Origin of the sequence: Halalkalibacter okhensis, from assembly GCF_000787375.1 — a bacterium.
Lineage (GTDB): Bacteria > Bacillota > Bacilli > Bacillales > Bacillaceae_D > Halalkalibacter > Halalkalibacter okhensis.
In genome coordinates this window covers 134803-150493 of record NZ_JRJU01000007.1, presented here as the reverse complement: position 1 = coordinate 150493, position 15691 = coordinate 134803, and the positions used below count along the sequence as shown (strand labels likewise).

Below are 15691 nucleotides of genomic sequence, written 5' to 3'. Positions count from 1 at the left end.
GTGGCAATCAACAAATCAAAATCACAATCTCAGCTTCAGAGAATATCTACACAACCGACCTCTATTATATGCTTAAAAAAATTGATCATGTATTAACTGTAGATCTTGATCATGTATAGTGGGAGCCTGAGGAAGTAGTGCTAGTCCCATTGGCCTTTGGTACTCATTTTTTTGCTATTAAACTTACATTTTATAAAAAAACTAGACAAAAAAAGAAAAATGTGAAAAAATATAATTGTTGCGTTAGGGAAACAATTATTTTTTATTTAAAAAGTTTCCCTAGTCCAAAATAATTAGAAAAAGACAACTGATACTATACAAAGGAGAGGAAAAAATGATCAAGAATTTTGGATTTTTATTGTTTGCCTTGAGTTTATCATTTATTGTTTTAATTGGTTGTAGTTCAGAAAAGACACAACAAGAGGAGTTAGTGGATGAGCCGGAAGATTCAATGGAAGAAGCAACTCCGGAAGAAGACGGCCTTACTATCACAACTAGTTTTTCAATTTTAGGAGACATTATCGGTGAGATTGTTGGAACTAGAGGAACAATTGATTACATCGTTCCGATTGGGGAAGAGCCACATGAATATGAGCCCGTGCCAAGTGATTTTCGAAAAGTGAGTGATTCAGATGTCTTTTATGTAAATGGACTTGGATTAGAAGAGTGGCTTGAAAAGTTGGTTGATAGTGCTGGTGATGTTGCCATTGTACCTGTGAGCGAAGGAGTTACACCAATCATGCTTGAAGGAGGCGAGGAAGAAGATCCTCATGCGTGGATGAATGTTGGAAATGTGAAACTTTACGTTGAAAATGTTGTAGCAGACTTAATTGAACGTGACCCTGAAGGCGAAAGCGTGTATCGTGAAAATGCGGATGCCTATTTAGCAGAATTAGAAGAATTAGATTCTTTTATTAAAACAGAAGTAGAATCGCTTAGTGAAGAAAATCGCGTGATTGTTGTTAGTGAGGATGCGTTTAAATACTTTGGGGAAGCATACGGTTTTCAAACAGAGGGAGTATGGGAAATTAATTCTCATGAAGAGGGTACACCTGGACAAATTGCTCGTGTGATCGATGTAGTTAATGATCAGGCCATTCCAGCAATCTTTGTGGAAACAACGGTAGATCGCCGTTACATGGAGTCGGTATCAAATGATACGGGAGTAGAAATTGCAGGTGAAGTGTATACGGATGCAGTTGGCCAAGATGGTAGTGGTGCGGAAACATATATCTTAATGATGAAACATAATGTTGATACGTTTATAAATGGTTTAAAATAATGATTTATTAGGAAGTTGCTCAGGTGATCTGGGTTACTTCTTTTTTTAGTTTGAAACTCATGGTCATATCAAGTAAAATATAATTAAATCGTAACTATTACGATTTAATTATATTTTACTTGAACAGAGAAATGAGGAATTAAGATGTTTGAGTGGACGATCATTGGTGGTGGCATTCAAGGGTGCACACTAGCTACATATTTAATCAAAAGAAAATGTACATCCATTTCTAATTTAGCAATAGTGGACCCACAACCTGAACCACTTTCTACTTGGAAGAGGTGTACTGAAACAGTTGAAATGCCCTTTTTAAGATCACCATCTATCCACCATTTGGATGTAGATCCATTTGCGCTTGAAAAATTTGCGAAATCTGAAAGTGGTAAACCGTCGTCTCACTTTTATGGTCCTTATGATAGGCCGTCACTTTCGCTATTTAACAAACATTGTGATGTGCTTTTTGAAGAGATCCAGTTACAACAAAGTTGGATTCAAGGACGAGTGATAAAGCTAGAAAGAGAGAAGACACATTGGAAAATTACTTTGACGGACGGCAGACAATTTGACAGTGAAAATGTTGTCTTAGCCATGGGATTGAGTGAGCATCCATTCATACCTGATTGGGCAAAAGAGCTTCAGGAACAAGGAGCAAATATTCAGCATATTTATGAAAATCGTATGTTTAGCGACCCAAACTACACAGATGACATCGTTATTGTTGGAGGGGGAATTAGTGCAATCCACACCGCTTTAAAATGGAGTAACCGAAAACCTGGGAGGATAAAGCTTTTATCTAGGCATCCACTCCGAACACATCAATTTGATTCCGATCCAGGATGGCTTGGTCCTAAAAAGATGAAGTCGTTTGAGAAGGTGACTAGTCTGCAAAAAAGAAGAAAAATCATTGCAAATGCAAGGTTTAGAGGGTCGATTCCCCAAGAGTTAAAAATGAAAATATTACGTGAGGAGAGAGAAGGACGCCTGGAATTAATTATCGATGAAGTGTCTACAGCATCGTTTGAATATGGTGAAATGATATTAGATTTAAAGCAGACATCTATCCATACGAATCAAGTGTTATTAGCGACTGGCTTTCATTCTACTCCTCCAGGTATGGAGTGGTTAAACCATACCATTAAAACGGAGCAATTGCTTTGTGCAAATTGTGGGTATCCGATCGTTTGTGAGGACTCATTACAGTGGAGCAATAATCTATACGTCATTGGAGCACTTGCCGAGCTCGTGATTGGTCCAGTTTCACGAAATATTTCGGGTGCAAGAAGAGGAGCAGAGAGGATTGTACAGTTTCAATCATAATCAAGAAAATTAATTTTTAAATGTAAGAGTTCGATTAAGTATAAATAAATTACAATAGTTGAAAAGGGGGGGAGAGAAAGCGGCTTTTTAGTCCTCTAATGTGTTAATCTTAATAATCGAACAAAGGAGGGAGAAAAATGCTAGAAAATCTCTACCGTAAGCTCGTTATTGATCATGCAAAGTATAAGCGAAATTTCGGCAAGCTAGACGGTGAAGGAGTACGTAAAATTCATTATAAGAACCCAACTTGTGGAGATGTTATAACTCTATATTTATATCTTCAAGGCGAACGAATAGATAAAGTTTCATTTGAAGGAGAGGGTTGCAGCATTAGTATGGCGTCTTCATCGATGATGACAGAGTTAATTCAACATAAGGATATTAAAACTGTCTCCTCAATAAGGAGTGAGTTTGAACAGTTAATCCGACAAGGAGAACCTAATGGACAAATCGACTTAGGGGATGCCTTATCATTGCAGGGGGTACATAAGCTAAAAGCCCGTCATAATTGTGCATTGTTGGCTTGGCAGGCGCTTGATAAGATCTTGCATGATGTTGATTCTTATAAAGCAATAAAGAAATAATTAAAAAGGAGAATGTAGAATGAGTGTAATGGAACATAAGAAAGAAGCACCTACACAAGTTAGGTGTATGATTATAACTGTAAGCGATACTCGTACGAAAGACACAGATAAAAGCGGAGTCTTGATTCAGGAATTTTTACGAAAGCAAGGGCACGTAATAGGAGATTATGAGATTGTAAGAGATGAAAAACAAGAGATTAATGATGCTCTTCAAAGAGGTATTCACGCCCCAGAGGTTGATGCCATCCTTATGAATGGGGGAACGGGTATAGCGGACCGTGATGTGACAATTGAGACGGTAAAAGAATGGCTTGATAAAGAGATTGTTGGCTTTGGAGAGCTATTTAGAATGTTAAGCTATACAGAAGATATTGGAGCAGCTGCAATGTTAAGTCGGGCTATTGCTGGTGTGAGTAACCATACGGCCGTATTTGCTATGCCAGGATCAAGCGGTGCTGTAAAGCTGGCCATGAATAAATTAATCAGTTCGGAACTAGCACATGTAATTAGAGAAATTAGAAAGGATTTAAAGTAGGAACAGATAATGAATAAACAAACAGAGGATATTTTTATTTTAAGTAAATAGAGGTTTAATCTATTGGAGAATTATCTAAACATGACAGTTGTAAATTCAGAGGGCAAAGAAGGAGTTATTATTGATATATGTAATGGGGGTGCAATCGTATTATGGGAAGATCATAAGATAGAAGAATGGTTTGATTATTTTGAGGATAATCAAATAGAAGAGAACTAGGATAATAAAATTTAAATCGTAATGATAACTATTAATGTTTGGTGGTGTATATGATAAATATAAGGAATTTATCATACTTTCTTTCTATTAAAAAGGAGTTGGAAAAATGGCTACATGGAATTTAACGGATACACAACATCATATTCTTATTTGTAATGGTAGTAGCTGCAATAAAGAAGGAGCAGAACAATTAACGCAGTCTATTAGAAATGAAATAAGCTCTAAAGGCTTAGATTCTATGATTCATACGTCTAGAACTCTTTGTAATGGTCGATGTCAAGATAAATGTGTGTTGATTACTTATCCTGATGGGAAATGGTACAAGGAAATGTCTTGTGAAGATGCTCCTCAATTTATTGAATCATTAATAACAGGGAGTATGCTCGAATACAAGGTCAGTCATGTATTTAATGGGAGAGGCTTTGAACCAACTGAAGGAACCGTGTTAGGTGTGGGAAAAAGGCGGGACATCGTTAAGAAGGTTTCGAAAAAATTATAAAAGTAAATCAAACCTCAATTGTTGCAAGAAATCAAATAGAGGATTAACGTAAAAGGGGATGTCTCAAACGGTCGATTTTGACCTTTTGAGACACCCCCTTTTGTTCAAGTAATATAATTTTAGGCTTCTATATATTGAGGAAGAGGATCGGGAAGCTTAGTCCAATCGGAAGCCATCTCGACATCTGTTAATAAGCAATGATCAAGCGAATCACGAATTTCTTCATGATTCATATCAATACCAATTAACACTAGTTCGGTCATTCTGTCGCCGAATTTTGGGTCCCACTTTTCTTGCAGCTCAGGTTCCTCAAGGAGGGCTTTCTTTCTTTCTTCTTCTGGATAAGCTGCAACCCATTCGCCAGCACCTTGTATGGTAACTAAAGACCCTGATTGCGAAATCAATCCAGCCATAGAATTACGTGAAGCAACCCAAATGAATCCTTTTGCTCGTACCACATCAACCGGCCAATTTTCCAGCCAGTTCATGAGACGTTCTGGATGGAATGGTTTTTTGCTTCGATAAACGAATGAGGATACACCATATTCCTCTGTTTCAGGTGTATGTTCTTCATTTAATTCCTTAATCCATCCAGCAGATTGACTCACTTTATCAAAGTCAAATTTCCCTGTATTTAAAATAGAAGACAATTTTACCTTAGAGTAGGAAGTTGGATAAATATCAGCATCTGCATTTAGTTTCCGCAAGAACCCTAGTAACTCCTTTTTATCTATTTCTTTTAACATTTCAACTTTATTAAGGATGATTACATCGGCAAATTCAATCTGATCAACTAGAAGATCAGAAATTTCGCGAGTGTCAGATTCATCGGTTCCTTCTCTCCGGTCGAGCAACGATTCACCTGATGCATAGTCATTCCAAAAGCGGTTCGCATCGACAACCGTTACCATTGTATCAAGCTTACATTTTTTCGTTAAGTCGACCCCTAGCTCTTCATCAATGTACGTAAATGTTTGGGCAACAGGGACAGGTTCACTAATACCAGAAGATTCAATAACGATATAATCTATATCGCCAGCATCAACAATTCGTTCTACCTCTTGCATTAAGTCTTCACGAAGAGTACAGCAAATACAGCCGTTTTGAAGTTCTACAAGTTTTTCCTCTGTTCTGGAAAAACCACTATTTTTCACAAGCTTCGCATCAATGTTCACCTCGCTCATGTCATTTACGATGACGGCGACTTTTAATCCTTCTCTGTTTGAAAGAATGTGGTTTAATAATGTTGTTTTACCCGAACCTAAGTAACCACTTAGGACGGTGACTGGTACTTGTTTCATGATTTTTTCTCCTTTTATAACTACAGTTGGTTATCTTTTGCATTAAATAGTAATGGTTACGATTTGTATTTTAACGTTCTTTTTCGTTTTTGTAAATAGAAGATCGTTTTTTGCTAAGTGTTCATTTTAAAAAAAGTCTTATTTACAACTACATCAGACTCTCTTATAATATCTTTTAGAGCAAAAATGAATATTAGACAAATTGGTTTCTTGAATGTTCATGTTTTCATACATTCAAGACTAAGAGGGAAGTTGGTGTAAATCCAACACGGTCCCGCCACTGTAAGCGATGAGGATGGTTAGCAAGATCCACTGTGTGTAAATCACATGGGAAGGATAACCTACGATGATTCGTAAGTCAGGAGACCTGCCTATTTGTAGTATTAAGCTTCCTCGAGGAAAGGAATGTTTAAAAGTGCAGGCTTTTACTTAGTCGAGTAATTGATGTTTATATCTTATATAAACCTACATACTATGCGCCTTTTTACATTCACGCTTTCCATTTGGACAAGCGTTTTTTTGTGCTCAAAATTAAAGGGGGGAAAAGAAAATGGGTTATGAGTTTTTGAAAAAATGGGGGCTTTTTGGTCTTGTATTAATGTTAGCGATGGCTATTATTACGGGCTGTGGAACACCAGAAGAAAGTTCTCAAGAAAATGTGAATGCAGGTGAAGAGGAGCTTGTTGAGGAAAATCAAGTTCAACCAGAAACAGAGCGTGACGAGCTCTTTCCTGTTACCATTGTTGATGATGCAAGTCGTGAAGTAACAATTGAATCAGAACCAGAGACAATCGTTTCGATTCAAGCTAGCAATACAGAAATCTCTTTTGCACTAGGATTAGGAGATAAAGTCATCGGAGTATCTGATTATTGCAACTACCCAGCAGAAGTTCTAGACATTGAAAAAGTTGGGGCGCAAGATATGAATGCAGAGCTTATTCTTACTTTATTACCTGATATTGCTCTAGTTACAGATTATCACTTTAACACGCATCCAGACATTCTAGAGCAATTTGAAGAAGCTGGTATTAACGTTATTGTTGTAGGAAGTGCATCTTCATTTGAGGATGTTTATCAAAAGATTGACATGATTGCTAGCGCTACAGGAAGTCAGAATGCTGCAGAAGAAATCATTTCTGATATGAAAGAGCGTCATCAAGCAATTAAGGTTCAAGCAGAAGAGTCTATTACTGATCCGAAAAAAGTTTGGGTTGAAGTTTCACCAGCTCCTGATATTTTCACAACAGGTCAAAATACATTCATGCACGAGATGCTCGAATCAATTCAAGCTGTTAATGCAGCCGAAGATCATGAAGGTTGGGTTAGCTTAACAGAAGAAGAGATTGTTCAGTTAAATCCAGATGTAATTATTACGACATATGGATACTACGTAGACAATCCTAGCGGTGACGTTCTTGCACGTGATGGATGGGCTGAAGTCCCAGCCATACAAAATGAACAAGTATTTGACGTTGATAATGATACTGTAACTAGACCTGGTCCTCGTTTAATCGAAGGAGTGGAGACACTTGCAAAACTTATCTATCCAGAAGTATTTGAGTAATAAAATTGTTTGGTTGTACATTTTAAGCGGAGGGTTTGTACTTGGTACAACCCTCCTTGGTTTATTGGTGAGTAGTGTCATTATACCAGTTCCTACCATATTACATATTGTTTTAGATAATAGCGTTAATCTAGGATGGCTAGAAGGTGTCCCAAGAAATGAAGAAATGATTATTTGGAACATTCGCTTGCCGCGGGTTCTTCTTGCGTTATTTGTTGGGGCATCACTTGGATTAGCTGGTGCAGCTTTTCAAGGTCTTTTGCGTAACCCGCTTGCCGATCCCTATACGATAGGCGTTTCATCAGGAGCAGCCTTAGGAGCTGTATCGGTATTGTTTTTTCAAGTGACGATCGTTGGGTTAGGAAATTTTACCTTACCGGTTGTTGCCATACTAAGTGGATTTGTCACATTACTTATTGTGTTTGGACTTGTTCGATTAAGTAGTCGAAGTTTGGCAATTGAAACCATTATCCTTGCTGGGATCATTATCGGCGCCTTTATTAGTGCGATTACTTCTTTAATTATCTCACTAGGTGATAGAGATGCCATGACACAAATCATTTATTGGTTATATGGTAGCGTCGGAATGAGGGGATGGAGTCACGTCCAGTTAATTATTCCCTTTATGTTGGTAGGGTCATTTATCCTACTTATTCACTATAGAGAATTAAATGCACTGGCTTTAGGGGAACATGCTGCAGACCATATCGGGGTTGATGTGAAAAAAGGCAAAATCTACATCTTAATTGGTGCTTCATTATTAACAGGTGCTGCCGTTGCCGTTTCTGGATCAATTGGATTTGTTGGCCTTGTGATCCCGCATTTAGTTCGACTTTTAACAGGTCCTAATCATCGCCACGTCCTTCCATTGTCCATGCTGACAGGAGGAGCTTTTCTTATTCTTGCTGACTTAGTTGCAAGAACAATTATCGCTCCGAAAGAACTACCAATTGGCGTTATTACTGCTCTAATTGGAGCACCAGTATTTGCGACCTTATTAATAAGAGAAAGAATTGGAAGGGGGGATCGGGGTGATTAAAGTTGATCATCTAGTAGGGGGGTATTCTAAAACGGCCATTATTAACGGCTTAGATTTAGAGATCGAAAAAGGAGAATTTTTTGCTTTGCTAGGTCCAAATGGAAGTGGGAAAACGACGTTATTTAAGTTAATTACAGGCCAATTACCCATTCAAAAAGGTGAAATTTTATTAGATGGCAAACCAATTTCCTCTCTTTCTAAACTTGAAAAGGCGAAAAAAGTAGCCGTTTTATCACAAGAAGTTCATGTTTCTTTTGATTATACAGTGGAAGAAATTATTAGCCTTGGACGTTATCCACATCAAAAGGGGATATTAAAGCAATTATCTAAAAAGGATTGGCAAGTAATGGAGGACGTAATGGAGATAACAAACGTCAGCCACTATCGAAAAACGCAATTCCGAATGATTAGTGGTGGCGAAAAGCAGCGGGTGTTGTTAGCCAAAGCGTTAGCTCAAGAGCCAGAACTTCTACTTTTAGATGAACCGACGAATCATTTAGATATCAAGCACACGTTTCACATGCTTGATTTATTAAAAGAGCATCAGCATTCAAGGGGGTTAACCATTTTTGCGATTTTACATGATTTAAATGTAGCTTCACTTTATGCTGACCAAGTTGCTCTACTTCATAATGGTGCTTTGTTAGATGTTGGGGATGTGAACACATTACGTAAAGAAGATCAACTAGAGAAAGTGTATGAAGTAGAGATAAATACTCAGACACACCCAACTGTCCCAAAACCTCAGCTGTTGATGACACCAAATCATTCATTAACTGAAGAGCTTTTCCTATTTAAGGATCTCTTTAAAATAGAGCAAAATGATCAGTTTATACATGTTCATTTTAATAAGGCGCTTCGAACGATATCAAATGGCGTAGTAGGTGAAGGGATCCAATGGGTTAAGCACTTTTGTAATTTTCATGTTGAGAAGGATTATAATTGTGCAGAACCTACAAAGGATGTAAAAATTAGGATGGAAAAACAGAACATCCCTTACGAGCAAGCTGTGGGGATGATGACGGCTGCAAAGCTTAAAGATATGGTGATGATTCAAAAAGAGATAGATGGAATATCGATACTAGTAATCGTGACGGCAGGGGTAGGAAATGCTGTTGATATTACGAATGGGACAAAGAAAGAGCAAACATCCAAAGTTGGTACGATCAATACGATGGTTTTTTTAGATGCTAACTTTTCAGACGGTGCACTTGTAAATGGACATATGTCTGCAACAGAAGCAAAAGTAAAGGCGTTATGTGACTTACAAATTAAAGATCCCGATTCAAATACGATAGCTACGGGAACCTCAACGGATGCTCTCCTTTTAGCGCTGACACAGAAAGGCAAACAAACGTCGTATGCGGGCTCAGGAACAGTTGTTGGCAAGGCAATAGGGCGTACAGTATATGAGGCAACAACTCAAGCAATTAAAAAGTATTCACTACAAGGTCAACTGTAAGAAATGGAAGGTGGGATGTGGAATGACAGATCGTAGAGTCGTGATCGCAGGTACCGGCAGTGGTGTCGGAAAAACAACAGTAACAATCGGATTAATGTCTGCATTAAAAATGCGTGGATTAACGGTACAAGGCTTTAAATGTGGACCAGATTACATTGATCCTTCTTATCACACAGCGGTAACGAATCGAGCTTCGAGGAATTTAGATAGTTGGATGCTCACGAAAGAAACCGTATTGGATATATTCACACATGGCTCCAAAGGGGCAGATCTTTCTATTTTAGAAGGAGTTATGGGTTTTTACGACGGGAAAAATCCAGAGACAAATGAAGGCAGTACAGCTGAAATTAGTATGATAACAAAAAGCCCTGTCATACTTGTTGTTAATTGTTCAAGTATGGCAAGAAGTGCTGCTGCTATTGTCAAAGGGTTTCAATTGTTTGATGATGGTCCCAATATTGTTGGTGTAATAGCGAATCAAGTTGGGAGTGAGGGACATTTTCATTTAGTAAAGAAAGCCATTGAACAAGAGTGTCACATTCCTGTAATCGGTTATTTAAAACGAGAGCTTGATATTGAAATTCCAGAAAGACACTTAGGATTAATTCCCTCTATTGAAAGGGGAGAGCTTGATTCTTTCTTTGCTAAATTAGGAGAGTTGATTACGCAGACGGTCGATTTGGATCAGCTCCTTGAATTATCAAAAGCAGAACCAATCAGTGGTCATGCTCAGTCTTCACTCTTTAAATCGTCTAAGAGGAAAATAGTGAAAATTGCTGTAGCGAAAGATGCAGCTTTTAATTTTTATTATCGAGAGAATTTAGAGATGATGGAAGCGAAAGGAATCGAGATCGTTTATTTTTCTCCGTTAGCTGATGAGGGCTTACCAGATGAGGTCGATGGACTTTATATAGGGGGTGGCTTTCCGGAAGAGTTTGCATCAGAGTTAGCGCAAAATATTAAGCCAAAACAAACGATTAAAGCAGCGATTGAAAATGGACTGCCAACACTTGCAGAATGCGGTGGATTCATGTATTTAACAAAATCATTAGAAACGACTGAAAAAACAAAGCATGAAATGGTAGGTATCATTCCAGGAAAGGTTCAAATGCATTCTCGTTTAGCTGCGCTTGGATATCGAGAAATTAACGGATTAAATGATAACTATTTGCTAGAGGACAATCGGGCAAAAGGGCATGAATTCCATTATTCTTCTTTTAGCTCGGCTGATTCACAATGGCAATATGCATATGAAACAAAAGGAATGCGCGGGACAAATAAGGAAGGGTATCTAGCTGAGAACCTAGTTGCTGGATACACTCATTTTCATTTTGCCTCCTGTCCAACCATGATTGATCATTGGATTGAAAAATGCTTAGAATACAAAGCTAGGAAGGAAAAAAGGCTATGAGATTATTTTCAATTCCAGAACGTAACAAAGAAATAGGCAAACAAGTGAAGAATTATATTGATACTTTAACGAAGCCGGTCGGAAGTCTGGGGCGTTTGGAGGAACTGGCTATTCTTCTTTCAGAAATGAAAAATGAAAAGTTTCCGAGTGTTTCAAAGCCTGGAGTTCTAGTTTTTGCAGCCGACCATGGAATAACCGAAGAAGGAGTATCAGCTTATCCGCAAGCAGTAACAGAGCAGATGGTTTTAAACTTCTTAAACGGTGGAGCTGCGATTAATGTATTTAGTAAGCAAATTGGGGCATTGCTTGAAATCATTGACATTGGCATTGCTTCAGATGTAGGCCATGAAAAGCTTGTAAATAAAAAAATTCGCTATGGCACTGCCAATTTCTTTAGAGAAGAAGCGATGACAAAAGAGCAGGCAGAAGCAGCAATCGAAGCAGGGTACGCAGAAGGAATAAGAATGGTAAACAGAGGTATACAATGTCTTATTCTTGGAGAAATGGGGATTGGAAATACATCACCTAGTACAGCCATTGTGAGTGTACTTAGCAAGAAAGATGTTCATAGTGTCGTTGGAAAGGGAACGGGAATTTCAACTGAGCAGCTTGTACATAAAGGAGAAGTGATTACTCAAGCCATACAACAAAGAAAACCAAAACGCTGTGATCCTATTGATCTATTACATAAGATAGGAGGACTTGAGATAGCTGGAATGGCTGGGGCTATGCTTGCTGCTGCCGAGCATAGAGTACCTGTGTTAGTAGATGGCTTTATTTGTTCAACGGCTGCCTTAATTGCTAAGGAAATCGATTCGAAAGTTGTTGATTATTTGCTAGTCACTCACCAATCGGTCGAACCAGGACATACAACAGCTCTTGAACTATTAGGGAAGGAACCTATTTTAGATTTAGGTCTAAGGTTAGGAGAAGGAACGGGTGCAGCAATCACCTTTCCGATTATTCAATCAGCAACGTTGATGTTAAAAGAAATGGCTACTTTTAGCTCAGCAGGAATCTCAGACAAAAATAGATAGGAGGTTAAACATGAGTGCAGAAAACAAACAAGGCTTAACTCTTGTATACACAGGCGATGGAAAAGGTAAAACCACTTCAGCATTAGGACTAGCTCTTCGAGGGATCGGTAGAGGATTTAATGTGAAAATCTATCAATTTATTAAATCCCCTCAAAGATCGTATGGCGAGCAAATTGCTCTTAAAAAGCTAGGGGTCGAAATGGTTCAATTAGGAATAGGATTCACATGGACGAAAACGCCTGAGGAACATAGAGAAGCATTAAGAAATGGATGGCCAAAAGCAAAAGCAGCTGTGATGAGCGGGGAGTATGATTTGATTATATTAGATGAATTAAACAATGCCTTAGCGATTAATAAATTCCCAATCGATGATGTCTTGCCATTAAATGAAGTCATCGATGTCATCCAAAATAAACCTCCACATGTCCATCTCGTAATTACAGGAAGAGACGCCAGGCAAGAAATCAAAGACCTAGCCGATCTCGTCTCTATCATCGAACCCGAAAAACACTACTACAACGAAGGCATCCCAGCAGTAAAAGGAATAGAGTTTTAGGGTTCATACCAAAAGGGCCCCTTCCCTTTTGGTATGAACCCGAAGCGATGAGCGAAGCCGCCGTAATCCTTTAAGCCATTTGAGCGAACTTCGCAGGAAGGCGCACGGCGAGCGTAGCCATCGCAACATGTACGCACTGTTAAGGGGAAAAGGGCGCCCTTCCCTTTTGGTATGAACCCGAAGCGATGAGCGAAGCCGCCGTAATCCTTTAAGCCTTTTTGAGTGGTCTTCGCAGGAAGGCGCACGGCGAGCGCAGCCATCGCAACAATATTGCACTAGGATAACCAAATCAGTAAAGACTTTAATATGGAAAAGGAAGGAGTGACTCCTTTTGAATAAAAAAGCAATCCCTTTAATGATTCAAGGTACGCATTCAGATGCAGGAAAAAGCGCTCTTGTAACAGCATTATGTCGAATATTCGTTCAGGACGGATGGAAGACGGCTCCGTTTAAATCACAAAATATGGCTTTAAATTCTTACATTACTGTATGCGGAAAGGAAATTGGTCGAGCGCAAGGAGTACAAGCCGAGGCAGCAGGCATTGATGCAACAACGGACATGAACCCAGTTTTAATTAAGCCGAGTGGAGAATTTCAATCTCAAATTGTTGTTCATGGCAAACCGTATAAAAATATGCAAGCTGGAGAATACCGAAAAGATTTTTTTGAACAGGGTTTACGTATTATCGAAGAATCTTACAATAGATTAACTACACAATTTGACCGAATCGTTATTGAAGGGGCAGGAAGTCCTGCTGAAATTAATTTAAATGACCGAGAACTTGTCAATATGCGTGTCGCAAAGCTCACGAATGCACCGGTCATTTTAGTTGGGGACATTGAAAAAGGGGGCGTATTTGCCAGTTTAGTCGGAACATTGCAATTACTTGACCAAGAAGACAGAAAGCGTGTGATAGGTGTATTTATTAATAAATTTCGAGGTGACGTAACTCTGCTAGAACCAGGTCTTTCTTGGTTTGAGGAATATACAGGGGTTCCTATTTTAGGTGTCATCCCCTATATCAATAATCTGATGATTGAAGCTGAAGACTCCGTTGTTTTAAGTAACTATTCGACCAAAGTAGATCGATCGAAAGAAATGGATATAGCGGTCATTCGCTATCCAATGATATCCAATTTTACTGATGTTGACCCATTTTTTGAAGAAGCTGATTGCTCTGTCCGCTTTGTAAAAAAGGCGGAAGAATTGGGAGAACCAGATCTTCTGATTTTACCTGGCAGTAAAAATACGATAGAAGATATGATGTTTTTACACCAAACAGGCTTAGCGAATCGAATTTTACAATTGTCACAGAAACATACGATGATTATTGGTATTTGCGGAGGATATCAAATGCTTGGAAACTGTATTGAAGATAGGGATGGGGTTGAATCTCTGAATGAAAGAATAGATGGACTAGGACTTATCCCAATGAAAACGTCGATGACTGTCAAAAAAACAACGGTTCAGTCTAGAGGATTGGCTAAGTTTGGGGAGAGGGAAATACCTGTATCGGGATATGAAATCCATATGGGTGAGTCCCATTTTGAGAAGGATTATAGCCATTTTGTTCAGTTAACAGGGCGTGTTGAAGGAGCAATTAGTCAAGATAAAACCATTATCGGTACGTATTTTCATGGGATTTTTCATAATGATATATTTCGAGAAGTTTTACTAAACGAGATCAGGTCTAAAAAGGGACTTGAACCAATCCATCATCGAAACTCTTTTTCTAAGAAAAAAGAAGAAGCTTTTGACTTATTAGCAAATGTTGTACGCGAACATATTCAATTAGAGAAAATCTATCAAATGATAGGTGAGTATCAGGAAAAACAAAGCTAATGAAGAATCACATCGTTAAGAATTTAGAAAAAGGAATTAAACATAATGGTAAGTATGATTAACACACTTAATGATCCTGTTATGATATTATGCATCATTTTAGTAGCTGCTATTTTTGTAGATTTGTTCATGGGGGATCCTCGTTGGTTGCCTCATCCTGTTGTACAAATGGGGAAACTTATTTCATTTTGTGAAACAAGGTTAAATCAAGGGAAAAACCGTGTGTCAAAAGGGGTATTCCTCGCGTCCGTTGTCGTATTGTTCGTTTTTATTGTTACTTTTTTCATCGTTTTTATTGCTTATCAATGGCACCCAATAGCAGGGATCCTCGTTGAAATTTACTTCATTTCCACAACGATAGCGATAAAAGGATTACGATCAGCCGCTTTAGAAGTTTACATCCCATTAACTTCTGGAAATTTAGGTGAAGCAAGAAATAAACTACGTATGATTGTTGGCCGAGATACAGAGCGCTTGAGTGAGAGTGAAGTGGTGAGAGGAACGGTTGAAACAGTAGCAGAAAATACAGTTGATGGGATCACAGCGCCATTGTTTTGGGCGATGATTGGTGGTGCTCCATTGGCAATGGCTTACCGAGCGATTAACACGTTAGATTCAATGGTTGGATACAAAAATGAAAGATTTAACCAATTTGGACGAGCTTCAGCTAAGCTTGATGATGTAGTCAATTGGATTCCTGCTAGACTGACAGCGGTAGCAATGTGGTTGTCTTCTTTTTTTCTTATTGGGTCAAATCGTCTTCATGGTTTAAAAATAACATATAGAGATGCTAAAAAACATCCTAGTCCAAATAGTGGTTGGCCTGAAGCGATGGTAGCTGGATTGCTAGGCATTCAGTTAGGTGGAATCAATTATTACAAAGGGATAAAATCTCAAAGAGCAACAATGGGAGACCCAAATCGAGCATTAACACAAACGGATATTAAGAAATCTATTCAATACATGCATGGAGGCTGGGTTCTGTTCATTTTATTAGGAATGAGCTTCATGCTTTTAATGAAATAAGAGTCAATAAATGGGG

Annotated in this window: 15 protein-coding genes and 1 riboswitch; of the genes, 14 read left to right on the top strand and 1 reads right to left on the bottom strand. The window is 38.5% G+C overall.

The annotated features are described in order from the left end of the window. Positions 1–334 precede the first annotated feature (334 nt). The 6 genes from LQ50_RS07730 (at position 335) to LQ50_RS07710 (ending at position 4436) form a co-directional block, all read left to right on the top strand. Positions 335–1282, top strand: a complete 948-nt coding sequence (locus LQ50_RS07730; protein WP_034627810.1) for a metal ABC transporter substrate-binding protein — start codon at positions 335–337, stop codon at positions 1280–1282. Positions 1283–1426: 144 nt separating this feature from the next. Beyond that, on the top strand, positions 1427–2599 hold the full coding sequence (locus LQ50_RS07725; RefSeq protein ID WP_034627808.1) for an FAD/NAD(P)-binding protein: 1173 nt from the start codon (positions 1427–1429) through the stop codon (positions 2597–2599). Between the two features lie 137 nt (positions 2600–2736). Beyond that, positions 2737–3183, top strand: a complete 447-nt coding sequence (gene sufU, locus LQ50_RS07720; protein ID WP_034627807.1) for a Fe-S cluster assembly sulfur transfer protein SufU — start codon at positions 2737–2739, stop codon at positions 3181–3183. Between the two features lie 19 nt (positions 3184–3202). Beyond that, positions 3203–3718, top strand: coding sequence for a MogA/MoaB family molybdenum cofactor biosynthesis protein (locus LQ50_RS07715; protein ID WP_034627805.1), 516 nt, complete (start codon positions 3203–3205; stop codon positions 3716–3718). An 81-nt stretch (positions 3719–3799) separates the two neighbouring features. Continuing rightward, positions 3800–3937 (top strand): hypothetical protein, encoded by a 138-nt coding sequence (locus LQ50_RS25380; protein ID WP_161784667.1) that lies wholly within the window; start codon positions 3800–3802, stop codon positions 3935–3937. Between the two features lie 106 nt (positions 3938–4043). Continuing rightward, positions 4044–4436: a (2Fe-2S) ferredoxin domain-containing protein gene (locus LQ50_RS07710; protein WP_034627804.1), complete on the top strand. Its 393-nt coding sequence runs from the start codon at positions 4044–4046 to the stop codon at positions 4434–4436. A 119-nt stretch (positions 4437–4555) separates the two neighbouring features. Here LQ50_RS07710 and LQ50_RS07705 read toward each other — a convergent pair whose 3' ends face one another. After that, positions 4556–5737 (bottom strand): GTP-binding protein, encoded by a 1182-nt coding sequence (locus LQ50_RS07705; protein ID WP_034627802.1) that lies wholly within the window; start codon positions 5735–5737, stop codon positions 4556–4558. A gap of 186 nt (positions 5738–5923) precedes the next feature. Beyond that, positions 5924–6126: riboswitch (cobalamin riboswitch) on the top strand. A 161-nt stretch (positions 6127–6287) separates the two neighbouring features. On the opposite strand from LQ50_RS07705, the gene LQ50_RS07700 reads away from it, so the two are divergent. The 8 genes from LQ50_RS07700 to cbiB all read left to right on the top strand — a co-directional run bounded on the left by LQ50_RS07700 (position 6288) and on the right by cbiB (position 15675). Next, positions 6288–7301 carry an ABC transporter substrate-binding protein gene (locus tag LQ50_RS07700; protein WP_034627801.1) on the top strand — a complete coding sequence of 338 codons (1014 nt, stop codon included), beginning with the start codon at positions 6288–6290 and terminating at the stop codon, positions 7299–7301. Beyond that, complete coding sequence (locus LQ50_RS07695; RefSeq protein WP_034627798.1) at positions 7267–8340, top strand: FecCD family ABC transporter permease; 1074 nt, start codon at positions 7267–7269, stop codon at positions 8338–8340. The genes LQ50_RS07700 and LQ50_RS07695 overlap by 35 nt, the downstream gene beginning before the upstream one ends. Continuing rightward, positions 8333–9802: an adenosylcobinamide amidohydrolase gene (locus LQ50_RS07690; protein ID WP_034627796.1), complete on the top strand. Its 1470-nt coding sequence runs from the start codon at positions 8333–8335 to the stop codon at positions 9800–9802. Before LQ50_RS07695 ends, LQ50_RS07690 begins: the two co-directional genes overlap by 8 nt. Positions 9803–9824: 22 nt before the next feature. Beyond that, positions 9825–11213 (top strand): cobyrinic acid a,c-diamide synthase CobB, encoded by a 1389-nt coding sequence (locus LQ50_RS07685; protein WP_034627794.1) that lies wholly within the window; start codon positions 9825–9827, stop codon positions 11211–11213. Then, the gene (gene cobT / locus LQ50_RS07680; protein WP_034627792.1) at positions 11210–12250 is read left to right on the top strand and encodes a nicotinate-nucleotide--dimethylbenzimidazole phosphoribosyltransferase; all 1041 of its coding nucleotides are present in this window, start codon (positions 11210–11212) and stop codon (positions 12248–12250) included. The genes LQ50_RS07685 and cobT overlap by 4 nt, the downstream gene beginning before the upstream one ends. Before the next feature lie 10 nt (positions 12251–12260). Beyond that, positions 12261–12806: a cob(I)yrinic acid a,c-diamide adenosyltransferase gene (locus LQ50_RS07675; protein ID WP_034627791.1), complete on the top strand. Its 546-nt coding sequence runs from the start codon at positions 12261–12263 to the stop codon at positions 12804–12806. A 355-nt stretch (positions 12807–13161) separates the two neighbouring features. Continuing rightward, on the top strand, positions 13162–14649 hold the full coding sequence (locus LQ50_RS07670) for a cobyric acid synthase (RefSeq protein ID WP_034627859.1): 1488 nt from the start codon (positions 13162–13164) through the stop codon (positions 14647–14649). 45 nt (positions 14650–14694) lie between these two features. Next, a complete protein-coding gene (gene cbiB, locus LQ50_RS07665; RefSeq protein ID WP_052144644.1) occupies positions 14695–15675 on the top strand; it encodes an adenosylcobinamide-phosphate synthase CbiB in 981 nt (326 codons plus the stop codon). Positions 15676–15691: the final 16 nt, after the last annotated feature.

Bases quoted from the DNA above. Each gene is read 5' to 3' on its own strand.
- LQ50_RS07730 (WP_034627810.1), top strand. From the start codon at position 335: ATGATCAAGAATTTTGGATTTTTATTGTTTGCCTTGAGTTTATCATTT.
- LQ50_RS07725 (WP_034627808.1), top strand. From the start codon at position 1,427: ATGTTTGAGTGGACGATCATTGGTGGTGGCATTCAAGGGTGCACACTA.
- sufU (WP_034627807.1), top strand. From the start codon at position 2,737: ATGCTAGAAAATCTCTACCGTAAGCTCGTTATTGATCATGCAAAGTAT.
- LQ50_RS07715 (WP_034627805.1), top strand. From the start codon at position 3,203: ATGAGTGTAATGGAACATAAGAAAGAAGCACCTACACAAGTTAGGTGT.
- LQ50_RS25380 (WP_161784667.1), top strand. From the start codon at position 3,800: ATGACAGTTGTAAATTCAGAGGGCAAAGAAGGAGTTATTATTGATATA.
- LQ50_RS07710 (WP_034627804.1), top strand. From the start codon at position 4,044: ATGGCTACATGGAATTTAACGGATACACAACATCATATTCTTATTTGT.
- LQ50_RS07705 (WP_034627802.1), bottom strand. From the start codon at position 5,737: ATGAAACAAGTACCAGTCACCGTCCTAAGTGGTTACTTAGGTTCGGGT.
- LQ50_RS07700 (WP_034627801.1), top strand. From the start codon at position 6,288: ATGGGTTATGAGTTTTTGAAAAAATGGGGGCTTTTTGGTCTTGTATTA.
- LQ50_RS07685 (WP_034627794.1), top strand. From the start codon at position 9,825: ATGACAGATCGTAGAGTCGTGATCGCAGGTACCGGCAGTGGTGTCGGA.
- cobT (WP_034627792.1), top strand. From the start codon at position 11,210: ATGAGATTATTTTCAATTCCAGAACGTAACAAAGAAATAGGCAAACAA.
- LQ50_RS07675 (WP_034627791.1), top strand. From the start codon at position 12,261: ATGAGTGCAGAAAACAAACAAGGCTTAACTCTTGTATACACAGGCGAT.
- LQ50_RS07670 (WP_034627859.1), top strand. From the start codon at position 13,162: ATGATTCAAGGTACGCATTCAGATGCAGGAAAAAGCGCTCTTGTAACA.
- cbiB (WP_052144644.1), top strand. From the start codon at position 14,695: ATGGTAAGTATGATTAACACACTTAATGATCCTGTTATGATATTATGC.